This window comes from Edaphobacter modestus, from assembly GCF_004217555.1.
In the GTDB taxonomy this organism is placed as follows: Bacteria; Acidobacteriota; Terriglobia; order Terriglobales; family Acidobacteriaceae; genus Edaphobacter; species Edaphobacter modestus.
Genome location: NZ_SHKW01000001.1, coordinates 1,903,962 through 1,927,067 on the forward strand (window position 1 = coordinate 1,903,962; position 23,106 = coordinate 1,927,067).

A 23,106-nucleotide genomic window follows, 5' to 3' on the forward strand; every position below is an offset into this window, starting at 1 on the left:
GTATAAAGTAAAAAGGATACGCGGTACACTCCATGCGTGCTGTACGTTATAAATTGCGTGTGATCAATGGATTTTGATAGAAACGTGCGGAGTTAAATACAAAGTGAAAAAGCCGTTCTCGAAATTTGCGCATGCCACGTTTCTGCTATGTCTCACTGCTGCTCCACTGCGAGCTCAGTTTCCACACTCCACCGTGGATCCCGCTTCTGCAGACAGTGGAGCCAAAATCTACGCCAGCAACTGCGCGCGTTGCCATGGAGATGATGCACGCGGCACGGCAACCGCGCCCGATCTGCTGCGCTCGCTGGCTGTTCTGCATGACCGTCGTCAGATGCTGTACGGCAAGGAGCTTGGTCCACTGCTGACGACGGGCCCAAACCACAACTTCAAGTACGACGAAAAACAGCTCGCCGACCTATCGCAGTTTCTAACCGCATCGGTCAACGGCATCCTGAGGAGCGGCTACAACGCTGAACCCACAAACCTGTTGAGCGGCGATGCAACGGCAGGTGAGACATACTTCAACGGGGCGGGTGGATGCAGCAGGTGTCACTCCGCAACAGGCGACCTCGCAGGCCTGGCAAAGCGATACCCGCCCTCTGCGCTGCAACAGAAGTTCCTCTTCCCCAACTATGGCCTGTTCATTCGCCGTAAGGTGCAGGTAACAGTAAATCTGCCCTCCGGCAAGATCTACACCGGCGATCTCATCCGTATCGACGACTTCACGATTGCGCTTCGGGAGAAGTCGGGCCAATACCGCTCTTTCAATCGCACGGCGGGAACAAAGGTGACGACAGTCGATCCCTTTGCTGCGCATGCCGATCTGTTGGACAAGTACACCGATACCGACATCCATAACATGACAACATATCTGGCAACGCTCAAATGAACCTTTTGACTCAATCGCTACTCGCCCTGTTTTTCTCGTCAGTTGCAGTCCATGCACAGCTGACGCCTGAGATGACGAAGCCTGACCTTGCGAAGCTAACCGATAGCTGGCCCACCTACAACGGCGACTACTCCGGCCGCCGTTATAGCCCGCTGGCAAAGATCAATACAACGACTGTGAAGCAGTTGTCGCTCGCATGGAGCTTCCGAGTCGAAACCACTACCGGAGGCGGTAAGCGAATCTCGGCGACGCCGCTCGAAGTGAACGGTATTCTCTACTTCACTGTGCCCAGTCACGTATGGGCTGTCGACGCTCGCAGTGGACGGAAGCTTTGGCAGTTCGACTGGCCCAGCAAGGGTGGCGAGACCATCGGCAATCGCGGCGCCGCTGTTCTGGGCAACACGGTTTACTTCGAAACGGAAGACTGCAATCTTGTTGCCATTGACATCAACACGGGTAAGGAGAAGTGGCACGTTTCCATCGGCAATCCGGACCAGTTCTACTTTGGCAGCGTGGCGCCGGTCATCGTGAAGAATCATGTGATGGTCGGCCTCAGCGGCGACGATTTCGATATTCCCGGCTACATCGAAGCACACGACCCGGAAACCGGCGCTCTGCAATGGCGCTGGTACACGCATCCCAATCCGGGCGAACCCGAGGCTAAGACCTGGCCGAATGACGAAGCCATGCTGCACGGTGGCGGCATGACATGGGTCGCCGGAACCTACGATCCCGATCTGAATCTCTACTACTTCGGCACCGGCAACGCACAGCCAGTTATCAACGGCGCCGCGCGGCCCGGTGCAAACCTGTACACCTCCACCATCTGCGCGTTGAATCCCGACACCGGCAAACTCGTCTGGTATTTCCAGCCGAATCCCCATGACACCCACGACTGGGACGCTGTACAGACGCCGGTGCTGATCGACGGCATCATCGCCGGCCAGAGACGCAAGCTGCTCGCACAGGCCAGCCGTAACGGATGGTACTTCCTTCTGGATCGCAGCAACGGCAAGGCTCTGCTGAGCACGCCCTTCGCGAAGCAGAACTGGACGCTTGGCGTCGACGCGAAAGGTTCGCCGATTCCGAATCCCGAAAAGATGGCGAAACCCAACGGAGCGCTTGTCGCGCCGAACCAGGCAGGTGCGGCCAACTGGTATCCACCTAGCTTCAGCCCGTCCACCGGCCTCTTCTATGTTCCGGCTTATGACGCCTACAGCGTCTATTACGTCTACGACAACAATAAGAAGCCCGAAGGCTGGGCCGGCAATGACCGTGGCGGATGGTCACGCGCATCGCTTCGCGCCCTGGATTACAAGACCGGAAAAATCCGCTGGAACCATGAATGGCCCAGTGCGGGCGGCCGCTCCGGGATTCTGACCACGGCCGGTAACCTGCTCTTCACTGGCGACACCACATCGAACCTGGTCGCTTTCAACGCAGCTACAGGCGCCGTTCTGTGGCACGCTGGGCTCGATAGCATAGTGAGCAATGGCCCTATCACTTACGAGCTCGATGGCCTGCAATACGTCGTAGCAGCAGCGGGCGACACCCTGTACGCTTTCGTACTCCACTAATACGATGGCAGTCACCGGCTCGGTCAAGCATGAAGGCGGGTTTTACTATGCCTTCCCATATAAAAGATGAGGTGGCCTGCTGCGAAGCTGCTCGTCTACAAACATCTTGGCTGACGGATGACCAACGTAGTGTGGATGGCTATGCCTTTGAGCAGCGAGGCTGCCTCTCTCGCACTTCTTCACTTTGCGAGTAGCTGATTCCATGCATACAGGCCGGCAACACGGTCGACGCTACCGGATATTTTGTAACTTCGGCTGATTGGCAGACTGGAGTTTTTCCGCCAGTTCAGTCTGGCGGCTCGCATCCTCGGTCCTCCCCAAGAGACGATATGCCTGTCCAAGCAGGCTGTGGGTCATGGAGTTACTGGGATCCATCTTTGCTGCGCGCTCCAGGTACATGGCGGCGTTTACGCCATCCTGACGCTTCAACAGCACCTTTCCTAGCAGGATGTAAGGTCCAGTTGAATTCGGTTCCAGCAGTAGGGCCTGCTGTAGGGCCTGCTGTGCTCGCGTGTAGTCACCTGCTCGCGTATACGCATCACCTAGCCTGTCATAGCTGCTGGCTTCCAATGGATTCTGAACGCGCTCTTTCTCAAACTCTGCGATCGCATCGTCGAGATGCTCCCCGGCCAGCGCGATCTCTCCTAGCAACACGTGCGCCATCGGCAGCTTCGGGTCCAGATCGAGCGCTTTTATCGCAGACTCCTTCGCGACCGGAACATACTCACGACGCAGAAACATGCGAGCCGCCAGCAGATAGGCGGCCGCCGAGTCGGGAGGGAATCCATACTGACTGGCAAAGGCGCGGCGGGCATCGTCGTAACGACGAGTGTCGATGTAACAAAGCGCCAGGACATAACTGGGATCGGTTCTCGTCTCCTGAGTCCAGTTGTGAGCCGCCTCGAGCAGGGGAATCGCTTCAGACGGTTTGCCCAAACGGAAAAGAGTCAAGCCGCGCATCTGTATTGCTTCTTCATCGCGCGAGTCCAGCTTGAGCGCGGAGGCGAACGCGATATCCGCCTCCGCAAAACGATTCTGCGTATAGAAAGCAACCCCCCGCAACCGGTCAACGCCAGGAATGTTCGAAGACTGCGATTTCAGTTGATCGAGCTGCTGTAAAGCCTCGGCGGCGTGGCCGCGATCGATCATCTGGCGCAGTTGAGTGAGGTTGGCAATTGCGCTTGAGGGTGAATTCACCACGCTCGAGCCAGATTGCTGTCCTCTTCCAAAGGACGCAACCGCAATCACCGCGGACAGAGCCAGTGCTCTCCTGAACGACATTGGAAGATCCATGGTGAACATGAGTGTATAGACAAAGGGGGAACCCATGGCTCCCCCTTATTGACATTCCTTGAAGAAGTCAGAACTGCACTCTGAACGAGAACTGCAACTGACGTGGGTTGGTTGTGCCATCGACACCTGGGCCTGCACTAATGATACCGTCCTGTTCAATGTTGCCAGTTGGTAGGCCATAGTTAATGTGATTGAAGACATTGAAGGCATCCATGCGGAACTGGAGCGTTGCCATCTCTTTAACGGAGAAGTTCTTCTGGATAGCCATGTCCGAATTGAAAAAGTTCGGGCCAAAGACGCTGTTTCTTCCGATGTTTCCAATCTGACCGGGACCAGGGGCGGTGAAGGTGCCTCCCAATGTTTGTGCTTTGAAATAGGTGAGGTTATGCCCTGGAGAACCGGATATCTGAGGACGAAACGCCCCGGGGTTTCCATTCACATAGCAGGGCGCCGATGAAGGAATGCTGGTGCTGCATGAGCCGTAGGAAAGTGTAAAGGGAAGGCCGCTTGAGTAATTGATCACCGGGATGACTTCCCATCCGCCGATGATCTGGTTGACGACAGGATTTACCTGGCCAAACAAGGGTTTGTTACGGCCAAACGGCAGTTGGAAAAAACCGTAAATAATGATCTGCTGCTGCCTGAGCGCGCTGTCCCGGCCTTTGACTGCGTTCTTGTCCCAGGTCGAGAAGCCCGGTGCCCAGCTTGTTGCACGCTGCCAGGCATAGTTCGCGTTGAGAGAGAACCCACGCGCGAACTGCTTGGCAAGTGAGACCTGCAACGCGTTATAGTGCGTGTCAAAATTGTTGCTGTAGTCCGTGATGCCGTTTGTCCAGCCGCACTGGCCATTTGAGATAAGCGGGTCATTTGTCTGATAGCCCGGAGCCGAACACGCCGCAAGCTTACCGCCATAGTAACGCTGTAGATAGATTGAGTTGTTCGTACCTCCATTGGGCGCGATGCCAACAACGGGCTGTCCATTCAATGCCCTCACACCATAGTTGGTGCTTGAGCTGACGGAAGAATCATAGTGGAGAGGCTGACCCGTAATACTGTACTCCGCGGGGAGATTGATTGCTGCTTCCATGGGATTGACCGTGTTGGCGCTGTTGTCGCCCATAGTATGGGTGCCCTTGTTGCCGACATAGGCAATTGTTAGTGACAGCGTGGGCGTCAGCGACTGCTGCAGACTCAGGTTCCAGGCATCGAGAGTTGGAAGCCGAAGTGGATTGGGCCGCGCACGTGAGTTGACAGCGTAACCAGGGTTCGGCAGTAACCCGTTAGAAGGCACCGCAATGGGCACCGGAGCAGGGGGGCCCGACGCGAGAGTAAACGCCTGGCTCAACGGACCGCCAGTGGCGACTACTTGCTGGCTTGAGAGAACGGGTAGATTCTGCGTGGCGGCGTGCCCAAAGATCGAGCCGAAGACACCGATGTCGAAGCTGCGCCCATATCCAGCTCGGAGTACCGTGGTGGGACGAATCTGATAAGCTACGCCAATTCTCGGGCTGTAGGTATTCGTATTCCTGCCCCAATTCATATTGCTTGCAACACCCCCTACACCGGCAACATTCAGGTAACCAGTGTTCATATCCAGCAGAGCACCATTGGCTGGGGCGTTGATTGTCTCTGGAAAGTAGAATTCGTAGCGCAGCCCGTAGTTGAGGGTCAATTTGTCGGTAGCGCGCCACGTGTCCTGCATATAGAAGAAGTAACGTTTCTGAAACTCCTTCGCATTCGTGGAAGTACTCACAAACCGTTGGAAACCCGTCACTTGGCCCAAGGCGAAGGTTGCAAAACCGATACCACCCTGGGGGCCGGTGGTGATCAAGGGATTCGAGGTTGGCTGGTTGCTGAAGAACAGGATTCCTGTGCGGTCGTTATCGCTTGGGACACGTAGATTGCGAGCATAACGCAGGTCAGCGCCCACTTTGATGGAGTGTGTCCCAAGTATTTTTGTCCAGTTGTTCACGATCTGGTACTGATCTTCTCTCTGGGTCAAAGGACAATTGCAACGGTTGACGTTGAGACCTGCACCGTACTGAGGTCCCTGGCTCTGTGGATTTGCGGGCTGCGGTCCTGTGGTCGTTCCAACCTCAGCCAACTGGAAACTTGGAGCTCCCCCGGTAGCAGGAGTGCCCAGATTCATGCCCGGAATGCCGAGGTCGTTGGCGAGTGGAACGTCCTGATCATACTTTGAGGTGATGATGTTGTAGCGAAAGTAGCCAAGGCGGATATCAGTCACCAGCTTTGGATTCAAAACGATGTCTGTGCCAAGGGCAAGGCTATCATTGGCCCCCTTCGATGTGCCGCCATAGCCACCTAAACCAAATCCTGCTCCTCCAGCCGCGCCAAACATCGTTCCGCCACTTAAAGTATCGGTGAACCGGCTGAAGCGCCCGAAGAAATGAACCTTCTCATTCATCTGGAAGTCGCCGCGCACGTCCCATTGGTCGCTGTTCAGGCCGCCCGTCCCGCCGCCGCTGTAATTATTTCTGAGTCCGTTGAAGGTCCCAGGATTATTCGGCGCGTATGGCTCCAGCATTGCGAAGAAGTTCCTGGCCTGGGGTGAAACCTGCGACGCAGGAATGACGTTTCCGGGATAGGGCTGACCGTTTTGCTGATAAATGACACCGGCGCCCGCGGGGGTTACATTGGCTGCATATTCACTGAAATCGCAACCGGGAATACCGCTTGGCCCTACCTGCTTCCCAAGGCAGGTCTGGACCAGCAAGGAAGATGGGACCGTCTGTGTTTGGGATGTTCCAACCTTCTGTCGCACACCCTGATAATCGCCGAAGAAGAAGAGCTTATCTTTGATGATTGGACCGCCGATCGAACCGCCAAACTGGTTCCTCAATGCTTGTGGAATTTTGCCCTGGGTCGGTCCCTGTGTGAATGGGTTTCTGGCAAGATTCGCGGCGCTTTGACGATAGTTAAATGCAGAGCCATGGAACTTGTTCGAGCCCGATTTCGTCTGAGCTGTCACGACAGAGGAGACAGCCTTTCCGAACTCCGCATCGAAATTCTGCGTCGTGATCTTGGTCTCTGACAGCGAATCGAGGTTCGGATTGACGACGATGATGCCGAGGATGGGATCCTGATTATCCGTTCCATCCAACTCGTACGCCACTCCGGCAAAGGCCTGACCATCGACCATGATCTGTTTGCTGCCTTGCGGGTTCTCGCTCGCGGCATGGCTCCACCCCAGTTCCTGTGCCCCAGGCAACAGCAGCTGTAGTCCGGTGAAATTGCGCCCAACAAGGGGCAGGTTCTGGACCTCCCTCGAGTTGAATACAGTCGATATATCTGCGCGATCCGTCTTCAGCAGCGGCACGGAATCAGCGGTAACCTCGATGGTCTGGTCTGAGGAGCCCACGGTGAGATTGATCTGCACCTTCACCGAGGTATCGGCAAAGACCTGGATACCTGACTGTTGAAAGCCTTGAAATCCCGGGGCTGTAACCTTCACGTCGTAGATGTCGGGAATCAGGTGGTCAGCCGTGAACTCACCGCTCGCGTTAGTTTGAACTACGCTCGTTGTTCCCTTCGCAGTATCTGTTACCGTAACGGCTGCGTTCGGCACTACGGCACCGGTGGCATCGGTGACGGTTCCATAGATCGAACCGTAAACAGCCTGCGCTTGAGTTGAGGTCGAAAGGATTACCAGAAAAAAGACGACAGACAATAATTTGATTCGAGTCGCGACGCTCATGACAAGACTCTCCTAAAAGGATGCTGCTCTGTCCTGTCCCATTGCTAAGGGTGCTTTTGCGAACTTATCGGACGCGTGAGTGGTTCGCAAGCTCCTCTGGCTGAGGCAGGATCTTAGACTCCGGGGTTCAGCACTCTTCGCACAGCAAAAATCCAAAGCCCTGTTCGAACGCGAACGGTACTCGCATTGCTGAAGAATGTCAACGGCAATGTTCGTGGCTTCCAGATGCAACTGGAAGACCACCGGGCTCCTACCGCACAAGCCCCCATCGGTCTGACCTCGCGCCATCTTTGCGCTTTATTCGTCCTTCACTCAAAAAACATCCTGCTAGTACGCCATGAGGATTGTTCCATTCACCGCGTCATCTTCTGCGTGGTGCTGCTAGAGTCTTCTGCGATCGACATGAAGTATCACGCCCATGTCAAGATACAGATATACAGATTGGCTCGCCCGCATTGGCCGCACGATTCCCTTCTTTTTGTGACACTCGCACTCATCGCTCCCGAGGCGGTGCTGGCGCAGACTCAACCCACCAACGACCATCTCACCCTCGGCGAGGTAACATGCTTTCTCGCAAGCGACGCCTAGCTGGAACATCGGCGGCCCAGCCTCACCGGAATCGCGTTACCTGCTTACGCGGTCTGGATCGCCAGCCTGAAATAAAAAAAGACTACGCGGGGAGCTTATGACAAGCTAGCGTTGCGAAGCCGCTCTTCAAGTCGTAGGATTGCATCCAAATGCGAGGATGTCTCACGAGCCGTTGTGTCCTACGCATCACATTCCTTTATCTCTTGATGGCTGGCGCCGCATACGCTCAGAGCAGCAGCCCATCGCCCCCAGCTACCGGCAATCTCAAAGCCGCTAACGCCGCTTTTCGTGCCGGCTCCGAAGCCTACCAACGCAACGACCTACGCACGGCCCACGCCCAGTTTGCCCGGGTCGTACGCCTCGCTCCTAACGTCGCTGCCGGACATACCGCGTTTGCCACCGTGCTGCTGGCCGAAAACAACCCAAAGGCAGCTGTCTCCGAACTGGAACTGGCCCAAAAGCTTGACCCACACGATACCAATGCCATCCTCAACCTCGCTCTCGCTTACGTGCAGCTTCATTACAACGCAAAAGCCATCCCACTGTTCCAGGCCGTGGACAAAGTGCATCAACCGCTCACTGCTGAGCAGGTGATCGCCTACGCCAGCGCACTCCAGGCCACCGCTCAATTTTCTGCCGCAAAGGTTCGTATCGAAGAAGCCCTCACAACTTCGCCCCAGAGTGCTACGCTTTTTGATGCCCTTGGCACGTTGCTCGCTCGGGGGGAACAATACGGTGAAGCCGAACCCCATTTCCTGCGAGCGATCGCCCTCGATCCTTCGCTTGCCTCGGCGCACTATCACTTAGGCTCCCTCTATCTTGCTGAACGCAATCCAGCCAGTGCATTGGCGCCTCTCACGCAGGCAAGCCGGCTCTCAAGCAGCAACCTTGAATACTCTCTTCAACTTGGCCGCGCGCTTCGCGCCGCCAATCAGGATGAGCAGTCGATCGCAACCCTGCGCCACGCGCTGCAACTCGTTCCCACTTCCATCGACGCAATGTACGAACTGGCGCTCAGCCTTCAGGCCAGTGGAAACGCACGCGAAGCACTCCCCCTGTTCCAGCAGGTTGCCAAAGTCCGGCAACAGGATGCTCCCACGCTCACCAACTACGCTCTCGCTCTCGTCCAGGTCGGCGACGCTAAAACTGCCATTCCTCTTTACAAGCGGGCTCTCACGCTCACACCCGCAAGCCCAACGCTTCGCGAAGATCTCGGTGTCGCCTTCCTGCAGCAGGCCGATCTCGACCATGCCATCGAGCAGTTCCGCGCCGGCCTCGCCGTCGATCCCGCCAACCCTCATCTCCACTACGACCTTGGCCTTGCCTACAAGCTCAAGGACGATATCAACGCCGCAATCCCCGAGTTCGAGCAAGCGGCGAAACTCGATCCTGAACTCCCCGATCCGCCCTACACGCTCGGCATCCTCTATATGCAACTCGCCCGATTTCCCGAAGCCCAGGTGGAGCTTGAGCGTGCCACCTCATTGCAACCGGGGCATGGCGACGCCTGGGCGATGCTGGGCAATGTTTACAAGCAGAACGATCAGCCTGACAAAGCCATCGATGCTCTTCGGCGTGCCATCCAGCTCATGCCAAACCAGCCCAGCCCGCATATCACCCTCGCCTCAATTCTCGTTCGGCAGGGGGACACGACGGGCGCCGCATCCGAGCGAAAAATTGCGGCAGACCTGAGCCGTCTGGCCGTTAGCCGCCAGCGCGCAAACTTCTCACTCGACAGTGGACGAGCCCTGCTGAAACGCGGCCAGATTGCCGAAGCCATTACGCAACTCCAGGCTGCTGTCGTTGCCGATCCTGACTTCGCCGAAGCTCACGCTGCACTCGCCGAGGCGTTCACACAACAGGGCCGGACTGCCGATGCCGCGCTCGAGCGTCAGCAAGCCCAACGGCTCGCGCAGCCCAAACCAGATTCCTATCCGTGATTTACGAAGCAATCGGTGTAGCCATGTCATGGAATGGTCCGCTTTTCGAGATCCATAACAACACGTTGCCTCGCATTCAACCTTTCTCTATACTTCACGCACCGTGGCCATGCCCGTTAGGGCAGCCTTTAGCATCGCGGCCACAGAGGGAGAGTCTCGATCTTGACATGGTCCCGTCGTACGTTCCTTACCTCTCTCTCTCGAACCGCGCTCGTCCTCACGCTCGATGATGTTCTCTCCCTGGCACAGGGCTCCCAGGTTCCTAGCACACCGCAGATCGGCTCGCGTCCTACCTACGACGCCAAACCACGCCCCGCTCCCAAAGGTCCGCCTTCCCCCGTCGCTGGAACTCCGCTCGGCGTCAGCTTCCTCGATGTGGCCCGGCAGTCGGGCCTCAACGCTAAAACCATCTACGGTGGCGAGCACAAGAATCGTTATCTTCTCGAAACGACTGGTTGCGGCGTCGCCTTCTTCGACTATGACCACGACGACTGGCTCGACATCTTCCTCGTCAACGGCTCCCGCATTGAAGGTTTTCCGAAGGGTCAGGAACCGTTCTCCCATCTCTTCAAAAACAATCGCGATGGGACCTTCACCGACGTCACCCAAAAGGCCGGGCTCGGTCGCAGCGGCTGGGGACAGGGCTGTTGCGTCGGCGACTACAACAACGACGGCTGGAACGATCTCTTTGTCAGCTACTACGGTCAGAACATTCTCTATCGCAACAATGGTGATGGAACTTTCACGGACGTCACAGCTAAAGCCGGCCTTACGCAACCGACGACTCGCTGGAACACCGGATGCTCTTTTCTTGACTATGACCGCGACGGCCATCTCGACCTCTTCGTCGCCAACTACATCGACTTTGACATCAAGACGGCTCCGCTTCCCGAAGCTGCCGGTTGCGCGTACAAAGGCATTCAGGTCGCCTGCGGTCCACCCGGTCTCCAGGGCGGGAAGAACATTCTTTATCGCAACAACGGTGACGGTACCTTCACAGACGTCTCGGAAAAATCCGGCATGTGGGAGACGATCGGGACCTACGCTCTCTCTGTCTCCGTCGCCGATCTCGACAACGATGGCTGGCCCGACATCTATGTAGCGAACGACTCCACTGCCTCCACGTTTTACCAGAACCAGAAAAACGGCACCTTCAAGGACGTCGCCATCGAGTCCGGTATCGCCTACTCTCCAGACGGGAAACCACAAGCCGGTATGGGAGTGTCCATCGGCGACTTGAACCGCGACGGCCTGCTCGACATCGTTAAGACCAACTTCGCCGGAGATACCGACTCTCTCTACGTCAACCTCGGCGGTGGCAACTTCGATGACCACACTTACCTTTCCGGTCTGGGCGTCAACACGCGCTTCCTGGGCTGGGGTGTCGGCTTCTTCGACATGGACAATGACGGCTGGCCTGATCTGCTCATGTCTAACGGCCATGTATATCCCGAGGTCGAAGGCACCAATGTTGATGCACCCTATGCCCAGCACAAATACCTCTACCGCAACCTCCGCAACGGACAGTTCGAAGAGGTTACCGCCGAGGCTGGTCCCGGAATCAACGCGACCGCCGCTGCTCGGGGCACCGCCTTCGGCGACTTCGACAACGACGGCGACATCGACGTCGCCGTCAACTGTGTCAACAGCCTCCCACAACTCCTCCGCTGCGATTCCACCACTGGCCGCAACTGGATTAAGATCCGAACTGTCGGCACAAAATCAAATCGCACCGGCATCGGCGCACGCATTCTTATCACCACGCAACATGAGCCCCAGGCGAAGCCCTTCGTCCAGATCGATGAGGTCCGCAGTGGCGGCAGCTACTTCTCACAGAACGACCTCCGCATCCACTTCGGCCTCGACCTCGCCGCGAAGGCTGACGTTGAGATCCACTGGCCCTCCGGGGCCATCGACAAGCTTCCTGCACTCGCCGCCAACAATCTCTACGTCATTCAGGAAGGCGGCAAACTTCTCAAGACCCTTCCTATGGGGCGGATCGAATCGAAGACTACAGAACCGAAGTCCTGATGTTCCCAATTCCTAAACAAATCAGGAAGCTTCTCGCCCAAGCGCGGCACAGAAGTCGACGCCGTGAAGAGATCCACTTCTTCTGCAGCCTCCTGCTCACGGTCGCCCTCTTTTATTCTCCCCTTGCCGCCCACGGCCAAACGCAACTCTATCCAGCCAACGCAGATCATCCCTCCCCTGCATGGTTCGTCGATGTAGCGGCCAAGGCCGGCATTCTCGTCCGTAACGTCAACGGAAGCGCGGAAGCCAAGCGCTACATCCTCGAGGCCACCGGCTCCGGCGTTGCCATCCTCGACTACGACCGTGACGGCTGGCAGGACATCTTCCTCGTTAATGGCACCACGCTCGACGCCGCCAAATCGAAAAGCAAGCCCACCAGCCACCTCTTCCATAACAACCGCAACGGCACTTTTACCGATGTCACCGTTCGTGCGGGGATCGCTTTCTCCGGCTGGGGCCAGGGCGCATGTGTCGGCGACTATGACAATGATGGATACGACGACCTCTACATCACCGCCTACGGTAAAAATCATCTCTTCCACAATCAAGGAAACGGAACTTTCAAAGACGTCTCCGAACAGTCCGGAGTCTCTGGTACTGGGAAGGAATGGGGTACCGGCTGCGCCTTCGTAGACTACGATCGTGACGGCCGACTCGATCTCATCGTCGCCAACTACGTCCACTTCGACCTTGCCACCATCCCTAAGCCCGGCTCCGGTCCCGGCTGCATGTGGAAGGGTGTCCCGGTTATGTGTGGACCACGCGGACTGCCCTACGCCGCCAACACTCTTTTTCATAATCTCGGGGGCGGTCGTGCTGGAGAATCGGTCCGCTTCGAAGAAGTCAGCAAACCGAGCGGCATCGAACGCACCAACGGCCACTATTGCTTTTCCGTTACCACCCTTGACTACAACGAAGACGGCTGGACCGACGTCTACATCGCCTGTGATTCCACTCCTTCCATCCTCTACCGAAATAATCATGACGGCACCTTCACCGACGTAGCTGCCGACGCTGGGGCCGCCTTCAACGAGGACGGCCGCGAGCAAGCCGGCATGGGTTCCACCTCCGCCGACTACGATCGGGACGGCCATCTAGATCTCTTCAAAACCAACTTCTCCGACGATACGTCCACTCTGTATCGCTCCCAGGGTGACGGCACCTTCACCGACGAGACTCACTCTGCCGGGATCGCCATCAACACCGATGCGCTAGGATGGGGCACCATGTTCGCCGATGTCGACAATGACGGATGGCCAGACCTTCTCATCGCGAATGGACACGTCTATCCCGAGGTCGACTCCGCTCGTCTTGGCTCCTTCTTCCGTGAGCCCCGCTTTCTCTACTACAACCTCGGACATACTTCCTCCGGGCTCGTGAAATTCAAGGACATCAGCAAGACATCCGGTCCGGCATTGCTCAATCCCCTATCTGGACGCGGCCTCGCGACTGCCGACCTGTTCAACGACGGACGTATCGAGGCTGTCATCAATAACCTATCCGATGACACCATGCTTCTCGTCAATCTCGCTCGCAATCGAAACCACTGGCTTGGTGTGCACCTCGTCGGAACCACCTCCAACCGCGACGCCATCGGAGCACGCGTCACTCTCCGCGCCGGTACGCGCGTATGGGTCGACGAGGTTCGCAGCGGGTCCAGCTACAACTCATCCAACGACCTCCGGCTCCATTTCGGGCTCGGCTCGGATACTCAGCTTGATTCCATCGAGATTCGCTGGCCGAACGGCTCTACCGAGGTCTTCGATCCACCTCCGGTTCCCGACCATATCCTCGAGGTCATCGAAGGCAAGGGTCACACTTTCTCGAAGCAGCGATAGAAAGCTCCTCATCACTCCTTAGTCCCTGGTTCTACCTGTCGTCGAAGAACCCCGCGTTTACTGACAGGATGTGGACATACTCATGTGCTGAGAAAAGCCGAGGATAACGGCAGGAAATGTGACGGCTCAATGCGTCGTTGGACTTGATCGTCGCACCAGAGTGTCGTGGCTCTCCTTCGCGTTCGGAGTGGAAAACAGTTGCAGAATTTCTCTGCCATTGCAGATGTCGCATTCGCGGCAATGCGCGCCTAGGAAGCGCGGCAAGGGCTCCGAGAAAGAGTGCGAAGAGACTCCCCTCGACATTTAATTTCACAAAACTTCTCCTGTCAGGGCCGTTATGGCTTGTTGCCTTGCGAACACACATGGATACATGTCGAAGGGTTCTGACTGAGATAAAAAAAACGCCCAGCTAAGCCGAGAATGTAGATCGTTCTCGTGAGACAGGCCATAGCCACGCTGCACCTCGCACACCGCTTGAATCGCCAAATCTTGCCTGCAGGATCGGTGTGTCCACCTCTCGTCCAAATACGTACGTAGGCAAACGTTTCGGGAGGCTCTCATAAAGGTGTTGTGCCAAAGAGAGTCCTCCCCCCAGCACAAAGGCATCCGGGTCGAGAGTATTGATCACTGTAGCCAGACCCCGCGCCAGCCGATCTTCCAGTCGATCCACGATTGCAGCTGCTTCCCTCTCTCCCGCCTCAAACGCTGCAATAATCTCTCGTGCGCTTCGTTGTCGCCCTGTGGTCTGCTGGTAATCCCGCGCCAACCCCGTGCCGGAAACCCACATCTCCAGACATCCGCGTTTTCCGCAATAGCAAAGCGGTCCCGGGTTCTCCTCCGCATTAGGCCATGGCAGCGGATTATGTCCCCACTCGCCGCCCGTACCGTTCGGGCCGGCATGGACTCGTCCGTCGATGGCCACGCCACCTCCGCAACCTGTGCCCAGAATCACCCCAAATACAACGCGCTTCCCTGCCGCCGCACCATCCGTCGCCTCCGAAACGGCCAGGCAGTTCGCGTCATTTGCAATCCGAACCTCACGTCCCAGTGCCGCACTAAGGTCCTTATCCAAAGGTCGACCATTCAGCCATGTCGAGTTTGCATTTTTTACCAGACCGCTTTTCTCAGAGATACTCCCCGGGATTCCTGCTCCGACGCTTCCCGTCCTTCCCGTCTTCTCTTCCAGCAGGTGAACCAACCCCGCCATCGCTGCGACCGTTCCATCGTAATCATCTCTCGGTGTATCCACGCGATAGCGAGCCAGTTCTTTGCCCTGCTCATCCATTGCCAGTGCCTCGATCTTGGTCCCTCCAAGATCGATCCCAATACGCATACCCACTTCAGTCACTGGCCGCAAATTCCTTTCCTTCAGCAGCACTTTGCCGTCATCCTTTTCGGTTTGGAGATAGATCTCATTCTAGAAACAACCGCTTCTCTCATCATTTATTGCACCTTCCCGGAAGGTCGTAGCCGGCGCAGTTCCCCCGCGCAGGCAATCGCATGCAGAGCGGTCAATTTAAGATTATCTGCCGCCAGCCATAACCAGAATCGCGTTCCACCATCCTCGTCATCGTTATCGGGCACCACACGGACCATAATCTCCTCCTGTCCGGCTGCGGTCAGATTACTTGGCGGTTCCGAGCCCTCTGTGACGATATCGAGATGCTCTCCTGCCAGCGCCCCCTCTAACTCCGCCACGGTTGCAGCATCGCTGGTCTCCACAAACACCGATGCGACATAGCCATGAAACACCGGAGCCTGCACCAGCTGCATGTTCAACGGAGGCAATTTCTTATTCGCAAGCGCCTTATACTGTGCTCGAATCCGCCATTCTGTGGCTCCCAGTTCTACCTTCGCCGCAGACCCCAGGGACGGCAGCAGGTTGAACGAGACCTGCGAATCATATTGTTCTTTTGGCAATTCCTGGAACGACAGCAGGCTCACCGTCTGCTGGTGCATCTCATCCATCGCCGCGCGCCCATGCTCCGAGGCCGGCTCCATCACTGTCGCGGCCAGCGTCTTCACCGGGATCCGCGTTTGGAGTCTTGCAGCCACCAGCGCCAGCATCACTGCCACAGGGTGCGCCGGAATCACAGCCTGCGTTCCCAGATGCAGCCCCACCTCAAGTGCTGCCTGCCTGCCAAGCGCCTCGCTCACCCACGGAGACATCACCAGCACCTCGCTCTCGCCCTCAAGCGCATACGTCAGGTCGATGATGCTCGCTCCTGCCTTCCGGGCTTCCTGCCAGTGCCTCAACGTGCCCTTCCCATCTCCCGCAAAAAAGACGAAGTCCATGTGCTCGAAAGAACCGCTATCAATCTTCTGAATGAATGCCGCTTCCTCCCCCGCAGAAGTCAGCTGGCCCGTGCTCTCCTCTTCATCTTCAAGCAGCACAACGTTCGAGGCCGCCAGCAGAGATTCACCCAGCTCGTCGCTTAGTTCCTTCCCCGCCAGCGACGACGCTCCGACCACACCAATCCGATAGACCTTGCCTGTCATCTCCACCTGCACTGAATAGATTCGGTCAAACCTTCAACTCGGCACGCCCGCCTGCCGCCTCTTCTGTCCCCACGAGTACGCCAAACGCGCCAGAACCCCCGACACCAGATATCCCAGCGCCACAACAATCAACACATACTCCGAATACAGCGCGATTAATGCGCCAACCGCAACGATCACCGCTACTAACTGGAAGGGATGCCGCTGACCCAGGCTGATCTCCTTCCCGCTCCAGAATCGCCACGTGCTTACCATCAAAAATCCGGTGAAGAGAATCAGGCAGAGCCAGACAGCCGACCATCGCGGATCCCCAATCGGATCTCCATTCTCGAAATGCACGACCGAAGCGATTACGCCGGCGCCGGCCGGAATGGGCATGCCGACGAAATACTTCTTTCCTGGCCTCCCGGGATTCCTCGGCTGCGGGTTGACGCTGATGTTAAATCGAGCCAATCGGCTCGCCCCGCAGATCAGAAACAGAAAGCAGACAAAGACGCCCAGGTGAAGGATGCGATCTCGCAGGTGGACATACTCCGTCAGCGGCGGCAGCATCCGGAATCCCCACATATAAGCCAACAGGCTTGGAGCCACTCCGAACGTGATCACATCAGCCAGAGAATCCAGCTCCCGGCCGAAATCGCTTGCCGTATTCGTAAGCCGCGCGATCATTCCATCGACGCCATCGAACAGCACCGCGAAACCTATGGCAATCGCGGCCCGGTCGAAGAACGCTGGTTGAGCAAACGACCCCTGAATGCTCTGCGTAATCGCGTAATACCCCGCCGCGATGTTTCCTGCGGTAAAGAGTGAGGGCAGCACATACATACCCCGGCTGGGCAGGCGTCTCTCTCTTCCCGCCGCTCCTCTTTGCCCCAGATCAGATGGTCCGGCTCCCATTAAGCCACCGCCGCCGCAGCCGACTTGGCTGAGCGGTTCCCGGAATCCGTTACCTCAGCGAGCACGGATAACCCGCCTCGTACCCGCGAGCCCGTCTTGACCTTAAGCTCTGCCTCCGCAGGCAGCAACACGTCCACGCGAGACCCAAACTTGATCAGCCCGACGCGCTGTCCCCGCTCCACTCTGTCACCCGCCTTCACATTGCACACAATGCGACGGGCAAGCAGGCCCGCAATCTGCTTGAAGCTTACCTCATAGTCTCCCGCGTCGATCACAATCAGGGTCTGTTCGTTATTAAGAACCGACTCCGCCTTCATCGCATTCAGAAACTCACCCTTTCGAAACTCAACCAGCTTCACCGTACCGGCCACCGGCGAGCGGTTTACATGCACGTCGAAGACATTCAGAAAAATGCTCAATCTCAACCGGCTTCCGGCAGTCGTCTCGATCCATTCCGTATCGGTAACCAGCCCGTCGGCGGGCGATACAATCTGGCCCGCCCCCGTAGGAATCGTGCGCTCCGGATCTCGGAAAAACCAAAGAAAAAAAACCGCAAGCAGCAGCGGAAGCGCCAGCAGAATCCAGGAGTGCGTCAGCAGCCAGATTGCTGCCGCTACGACTCCCAAACCCAGCGCGTACAAATATCCATCTCGAACCATAAGTGACGATTATACGGCCATGCGCACACTTGACCTTCCGGCGCATCCCCCTGAGTCCAGCGGGCTTCTCAACCCTCAGTGCTGCGAGTCTGATGCTTCCATACGCCGAAGCCTCTCCATCTCATCCTTCAGGCTCAGCTTCAGCTTTTTGAGTCGTATCTCTTCCAGCTTCTCCGGTTCGGTCAGAAATAACTTCGAACGCAACGTGTCCAGCCTGCGATCATACAGGCTGTGTTCCTGCTCAAGCTGCTGAATGGATAAGTGCTGTGTAACATTCGGGAGCTCCGTATATTTAGCAGTCTGCATCCGATCGATACCTCCAGGGTCATTCAACTTCCCAACGCTGGCTCAACAAGCTAACACAGCCCGTCAAAGTGAGGCAAAGCCAGTTATCCACCGTTTTGTATCGCTGTTTCCGTCGAAAATCGGACCTTTCGATCCTCTTCAAGGTCTCTGCGGCGAGCCCTCTCTGCCCGGCCCGGCCATCTCCAACCGCATCAACACGGCATCGTCTTTGGGCTCGCTGTAGTACCCCTTCCTCCGCCCCAACTCGACAAATCCCAAGCGACGATACAGTGCGATCGCGGCGGCATTCGCCGAACGGACCTCCAGTTCCACGCCAGCGGCTCCATTCGCTCCGCACCAGGCAATCACCGCCTCGCACAGGGCCCGCCCAACTCCCTTCCTTCGAGCCGTCTCCGCCACAACAACGCTCTCCAGCTCTGCAATCGAGCCGGCTCCGGCCCCAATCACTTTGCCCACGGCAAACCCCACCAGATACGTCCCTTCCTCCCCCACCAGCAGACCCCGTTTTACCGAATCACCCTCATCGGCCTCGGCAATCCCCGCATACTCCCTCTCGGCCCAATGGGGTGCAGTCGAGATCATTCGCTCCAGCGCAATCACCGCCCCCACATCGCCCGCTCGAGCCACCCTTATCCTCAGCTCGCCCGTCACCCCTCGGAGCCCTTTCCTATCCTGGCCAGAATCTCCAGATCCATTCGCCGAAGGTAGTTCGCGTCGATCGCCTCCACGTCGTCGAACTGCCCTCTTCTCACCCGCTCCACTGCCAGAGGCAGGACATCCTTCGCTGTGGGCTCCTCCACTACTCGAGGTCGCAGCGCCACCAGAGCCTCTGCAACTCGCGGCTCACATACCACCACCGCGCTTGCTCCTTCCGCCAACACCGCCACCTCCTGCGCGGTCAACAGCGCCTCGCTTCGCCTTCGACCCGCCGCATAAACACCGCCGTAAAACTCCCCGCGGCCTGCATCCAGCACCGCGCACACATCGCTTTCAACACTCCCCGCAGCCGCCGCCAGAACCGCCAGCCGCGAGACAGCAATCAGGGGAACCCGCCCCGCCTCGCTCAAACCTTTGGCTGCACTCAGCCCTACCCGCACCCCGGTAAACGATCCCGGCCCATGCACAACAGCGATAGCCGTAAGCTCGCTCAACTTCCAGCCCTCCGCCGCCATCCTCTGTCGTATCGCCGGAATCAGTCTCTCCGAAGCACTTCGCCCTGGCAGTACCTCCGACGCCACAACCTTCGGTTCCCCCTCGCCCTCTGCCAGCGCAACGCTGCCTTCCGTTCCACTTGTATCAATCAGCAGCAGTCGCATCATCCCTCACCCACAATCTCCAGCAACACCCCTCCCGTACTCGCGGGATGCACAAAAAAATACCTGTGCCCCCCGGCGCCCCTGCGAACCTGGTCGCTCACAAGCCTCACACCGTTCTCCTTCAGCCGCACAAACATCGCATCCACATCCGCCACCTTCATCGCGATATGGTGCAGCCCCTCGCCGCGCTTCGCCAGGAATCTCCCAATCACCGAATCCTCCGCCGTAGGTTCCAACAGCTCTAACCGGCTCTCCCCCATCGGAAGCATCGCCACCTTCACCTGCTCATGCTCCACCCTCTCTTCCTGCGCAACTGCCATCCCCAGCATCTCGTAAAAACCGCGCGCTCCCGCGATACTCTTTACCGCAACCCCAAGGTGATCTAACCGTAGCTCGTTGCCCAGCTCGCTCATCCACTCTCGCGCCCCGTGCGACTCATCCCTCGTGCTCTTCTCCTCGCCGCATCGCGCAATCGCATCCATCGACTCCGCGATAGCATCCATCAACTTCTCGACACCCTCACCCGTCGTCGCTACCGTCTGCACCACAGCCGGAACCCGCTCTCCAGGCACACTCGCCAACCCCTGCATCCCGACAATCTCCGCCACCACCCGCTCCGCCCCTTCGCGGTCGCTCTTGTTCACCACGAACACGTCCGCGATCTCCATCAGGCCCGCCTTCAGGCTTTGCACGTCATCCCCCATGCCCGGCACCAGCACCAGCACCGTGACATCGGCAAGCCGGGCGATCTCCACCTCATCCTGCCCCACCCCCACCGTCTCGATCAGGATCTTTCCGCGACCCGAGGCTTCCATCACGTCGCACACATCACGCACCGCCCGCGCAACTCCTCCCACCGCACCCCGCGAGGCCATGCTGCGCACATAGATCCCCGCATCTCCCACCGGCTCCTGCATCCGGATCCGGTCACCCAGCAGCGCCCCTCCTGTATAAGGACTCGAAGGGTCGATCGCAATCACCCCCACCGCCTCTCCCCGCCCTCGCAGCCAACGCGCCATCTGATCCACCAGCGTGCTCTTCCCCGCCCCCGGCGGTCCCGTCACCCCAATCTTCAGAGCCTTCACTCGGGATCTCCTGCACTCGGCCAGCAGAGTCTCCGCCCCTTCAGCGCCATCCTCCACCATGGAGATCGCCCTGGCCAGCGCCCGCACATCTCCCTGGCGCAGCCTCGCCACCATCCTCTCGATCTCGTTGCCTGATGCGGCCGTCTTCCTGTCCACGTCAGCGATCATATCCTGCGCCGCAGGCACATCGTCTCAACCCGCAGCCTCAGTCAGAAGGGCAATCACCTTCTCGTCAAGAGACCGAGCCACCGCAAGAACTGCCTCATCTCCGCATCCATTTAAATAGCTCGACATGGTGTCGTAGGCCAGATGCACTCCACCGTCATTCTCGTAGACCAGGATCGTCACCGGAGCATACGACCCCGCATCCGGAACGCGCTCGACCATCTGCTTCATGATCAGCGGATTCCCCGCGATGATTCTCACGATTCGAAATGACTTCGCCGCCGGGTCTTTCTTGATCGCAGCTCCCAGATCCAGCCGCAGAAAATCCATAAGGTCCGCGCTCCCCACCGCCGCATGAATCAGCCTCTCGAACTCCTCCAGAGACTCGGCTCCATCCATCTGCGGCTTGAGAACCCGCATATCGGGTCTGCCGATCCCCTTCTCAAGTCCACGCAAAACCTCGTCGAAGCTCTTCGCCGAAGTCACGCCGAACCTATCGACCGCCACCCGCCTCATCATCGACCCTCCTCCTGGCAAGACCGGAGCCCTCGAAAACCTGCACGAGCAGGCCTGCGCCAGATAAGATGCCCCCGGGAAAATTTCGCTCTACAAAGAGCAGCCGCAAAAATAGGTTTGCCAATAAACGTAAACTTTCACCTATAATTCCCGTGCCATAAATTCACCCAAAGGAATCCCCGTGAAGCTTTTGCACCGCAGCATCGCAACCGGCCTCATCCTCGCATCCGCTTCGCTCAGCTACGCCCAGCTCGAAGGCAGCAAAGCGGATGCCACCCCCACCAATCATCCGGTTCCCGCCATCCAGGACACCGAGACCCCCGCTCAGCGCAATGCGCGCATGGCATGGTGGCGCGATGCCCGCTTCGGAATGTTCATTCACTGGGGCCTCTACTCTATCCCCGCCGGCGAATGGCACGGCAAGCGCACCGACCACATCGGCGAATGGATCATGAACGACCTCTCCATCCCCGTCGCCGACTACAAGGCCTTCGCCCCGCAGTTCAATCCCACCGGCTTCAGCGCGCACGACATCGTGGCCCTCGCCAAGGCCGCCGGCATGAAGTACATCGTCATCACCGCCAAGCACCACGACGGCTTCGCCATGTTCGACTCCAAGGTCGACCCCTTCAACATCGTCGCCGCGACTCCGTTCAAGCGTGATCCGCTCAAGGAGCTCGCCGAAGAGTGCCGCAAGCAGGGCATCAAGCTCGGCTTCTACTACTCCCAGGCCCAGGACTGGACCGCCCCCGGCGGAGCCGCCGCCGTCCGCGGCGATCACAACAAGGAGACCGGCCACTGGGACAAGGCTCAGGATGGCAGCTTCGACGACTATCTCCACAAGAAGTCCATCCCGCAGATCAAAGAGCTCCTGACCAACTACAAGGACTACCCCGTCGTCGTCTGGTTCGACACCCCAACCAAGATGATGACCCCCGAGCGCTCCGCCGAGATCGTCAAGCTCCTCAACCAGCATCCCAACCTCATCTGGAACAACCGCCTCGGCGGAACCTATAAGGGCGACACCGAGACCCCCGAGCAGTACATCCCCGCCCAGGGCTACCCCGGCCGCGACTGGGAGTCCTGCATGACCATGAACGACACCTGGGGCTACAAATCTTTCGACACCAACTTCAAGCCCACCGATACCCTCCTCCGCAACCTCATCGACATCGCCTCCAAGGGCGGCAACTACCTCCTCAACATCGGTCCCGACTCCAAGGGCATCGTTCCGCAACCTGAGGTAGAGCGCCTGCAACAGGTCGGCCAGTGGCTCAAGGTCAACGGCGAGGCCATCTACGGAACCAGCGCCACCCTCTTCGATGTCCCCACCGGAACCTTCTCCGCCACCGAGAAGGGCCACAGCGGTCAGCCCAAGTTCATTCCTACCTGGAACTGGCGTTCCACCACCAAGGGCAACAAGGTCTACGTCGAAATCTTCGAATGGCAGAACACCTTCCACGTCGACAAGATGCCCCGTAAGGTCGCCAGCGCCTACCTGCTCGCCGACTCCGCCCACAAGCCGCTCAAGTTCACCCAGAACGGCACAGCGCTCGATGTCCAGCTTCCCGCAAAGGCGCTGGACCCCATCGCCACCGTCCTCGTCCTGAACACCACCAAATGATCACCCACCCTTATCGCATCATTACCCACGCCCACGACCCACGCCCACAGCCGTCATTCTGAGCCGAAGGCGAAGAATCTCAGTATTTTTTGCAGGATCTCAAAAGCAAATCGCCTGTGAAGTGACACCAGCCATCCCCATGGCCGGTGTCCACCTCCGGCTCTCGCC

General features: G+C 58.0%; 18 protein-coding genes. 7 read left to right on the forward strand and 11 right to left on the reverse strand.

The window, feature by feature from the left end:
• The first annotated feature begins 103 nt into the window (after nt 1–103).
• A complete protein-coding gene (locus tag BDD14_RS07870) occupies nt 104–889 on the forward strand; it encodes a c-type cytochrome (protein WP_165419976.1) in 786 nt (261 codons plus the stop codon).
• Entirely contained in the window at nt 886–2,466 is a 1,581-nt protein-coding gene (locus tag BDD14_RS07875; RefSeq protein WP_130418317.1) for an acido-empty-quinoprotein group A, read from the forward strand. The genes BDD14_RS07870 and BDD14_RS07875 overlap by 4 nt, the downstream gene beginning before the upstream one ends.
• 231 nt (nt 2,467–2,697) lie before the next feature.
• On the opposite strand, the gene BDD14_RS07880 is transcribed toward BDD14_RS07875, so the two are convergent.
• Nucleotides 2,698–3,795 carry a tetratricopeptide repeat protein gene (locus tag BDD14_RS07880; protein WP_242617815.1) on the reverse strand — a complete coding sequence of 366 codons (1,098 nt, stop codon included), beginning with the start codon at nt 3,793–3,795 and terminating at the stop codon, nt 2,698–2,700.
• A gap of 31 nt (nt 3,796–3,826) precedes the next feature.
• Nucleotides 3,827–7,474 carry a TonB-dependent receptor gene (locus BDD14_RS07885; protein ID WP_130418318.1) on the reverse strand — a complete coding sequence of 1,216 codons (3,648 nt, stop codon included), beginning with the start codon at nt 7,472–7,474 and terminating at the stop codon, nt 3,827–3,829.
• Between the two features lie 186 nt (nt 7,475–7,660).
• Between BDD14_RS07885 and BDD14_RS07890 the strand changes: the two genes are divergently transcribed.
• The 4 genes from BDD14_RS07890 to BDD14_RS07905 all read left to right on the forward strand — a co-directional run bounded on the left by BDD14_RS07890 (nt 7,661) and on the right by BDD14_RS07905 (nt 13,871).
• Nucleotides 7,661–8,062: a hypothetical protein gene (locus BDD14_RS07890; protein ID WP_130418319.1), complete on the forward strand. Its 402-nt coding sequence runs from the start codon at nt 7,661–7,663 to the stop codon at nt 8,060–8,062.
• Between the two features lie 149 nt (nt 8,063–8,211).
• Complete coding sequence (locus BDD14_RS07895; protein WP_242617816.1) at nt 8,212–10,002, forward strand: tetratricopeptide repeat protein; 1,791 nt, start codon at nt 8,212–8,214, stop codon at nt 10,000–10,002.
• Nucleotides 10,003–10,164: 162 nt separating this feature from the next.
• Nucleotides 10,165–12,033, forward strand: a complete 1,869-nt coding sequence (locus tag BDD14_RS07900; protein WP_130418320.1) for a CRTAC1 family protein — start codon at nt 10,165–10,167, stop codon at nt 12,031–12,033.
• Nucleotides 12,033–13,871, forward strand: a complete 1,839-nt coding sequence (locus BDD14_RS07905) for a CRTAC1 family protein (protein ID WP_130418321.1) — start codon at nt 12,033–12,035, stop codon at nt 13,869–13,871. The genes BDD14_RS07900 and BDD14_RS07905 overlap by 1 nt, the downstream gene beginning before the upstream one ends.
• Before the next feature lie 409 nt (nt 13,872–14,280).
• Here BDD14_RS07905 and mak read toward each other — a convergent pair whose 3' ends face one another.
• The 9 genes from mak to BDD14_RS07950 all read right to left on the reverse strand — a co-directional run bounded on the left by mak (nt 14,281) and on the right by BDD14_RS07950 (nt 21,317).
• The gene (gene mak, locus BDD14_RS07910) at nt 14,281–15,204 is read right to left on the reverse strand and encodes a fructokinase (RefSeq protein WP_130422853.1); all 924 of its coding nucleotides are present in this window, start codon (nt 15,202–15,204) and stop codon (nt 14,281–14,283) included.
• 110 nt (nt 15,205–15,314) lie between these two features.
• A complete protein-coding gene (locus BDD14_RS07915; RefSeq protein ID WP_130418322.1) occupies nt 15,315–16,370 on the reverse strand; it encodes an Asd/ArgC dimerization domain-containing protein in 1,056 nt (351 codons plus the stop codon).
• A gap of 33 nt (nt 16,371–16,403) precedes the next feature.
• Entirely contained in the window at nt 16,404–17,267 is an 864-nt protein-coding gene (gene pssA, locus BDD14_RS07920; RefSeq protein ID WP_242617817.1) for a CDP-diacylglycerol--serine O-phosphatidyltransferase, read from the reverse strand.
• A complete protein-coding gene (locus BDD14_RS07925) occupies nt 17,267–17,926 on the reverse strand; it encodes a phosphatidylserine decarboxylase (protein ID WP_130418323.1) in 660 nt (219 codons plus the stop codon). Before BDD14_RS07925 ends, pssA begins: the two co-directional genes overlap by 1 nt.
• A 75-nt stretch (nt 17,927–18,001) precedes the next feature.
• The gene (locus BDD14_RS07930; RefSeq protein ID WP_130418324.1) at nt 18,002–18,232 is read right to left on the reverse strand and encodes a hypothetical protein; all 231 of its coding nucleotides are present in this window, start codon (nt 18,230–18,232) and stop codon (nt 18,002–18,004) included.
• A gap of 138 nt (nt 18,233–18,370) precedes the next feature.
• On the reverse strand, nt 18,371–18,859 hold the full coding sequence (locus BDD14_RS07935; RefSeq protein ID WP_130418325.1) for a GNAT family N-acetyltransferase: 489 nt from the start codon (nt 18,857–18,859) through the stop codon (nt 18,371–18,373).
• Between the two features lie 20 nt (nt 18,860–18,879).
• Complete coding sequence (tsaB, locus tag BDD14_RS07940) at nt 18,880–19,551, reverse strand: tRNA (adenosine(37)-N6)-threonylcarbamoyltransferase complex dimerization subunit type 1 TsaB (protein ID WP_130418326.1); 672 nt, start codon at nt 19,549–19,551, stop codon at nt 18,880–18,882.
• A complete protein-coding gene (meaB, locus tag BDD14_RS07945; RefSeq protein ID WP_242617818.1) occupies nt 19,548–20,789 on the reverse strand; it encodes a methylmalonyl Co-A mutase-associated GTPase MeaB in 1,242 nt (413 codons plus the stop codon). The genes tsaB and meaB overlap by 4 nt, the downstream gene beginning before the upstream one ends.
• 36 nt (nt 20,790–20,825) lie before the next feature.
• Nucleotides 20,826–21,317, reverse strand: a complete 492-nt coding sequence (locus BDD14_RS07950) for a DUF302 domain-containing protein (protein WP_130418328.1) — start codon at nt 21,315–21,317, stop codon at nt 20,826–20,828.
• A 178-nt stretch (nt 21,318–21,495) separates the two neighbouring features.
• Between BDD14_RS07950 and BDD14_RS07955 the strand changes: the two genes are divergently transcribed.
• The gene (locus BDD14_RS07955; protein ID WP_130418329.1) at nt 21,496–22,938 is read left to right on the forward strand and encodes an alpha-L-fucosidase; all 1,443 of its coding nucleotides are present in this window, start codon (nt 21,496–21,498) and stop codon (nt 22,936–22,938) included.
• The last annotated feature ends 168 nt before the right edge of the window (nt 22,939–23,106 follow it).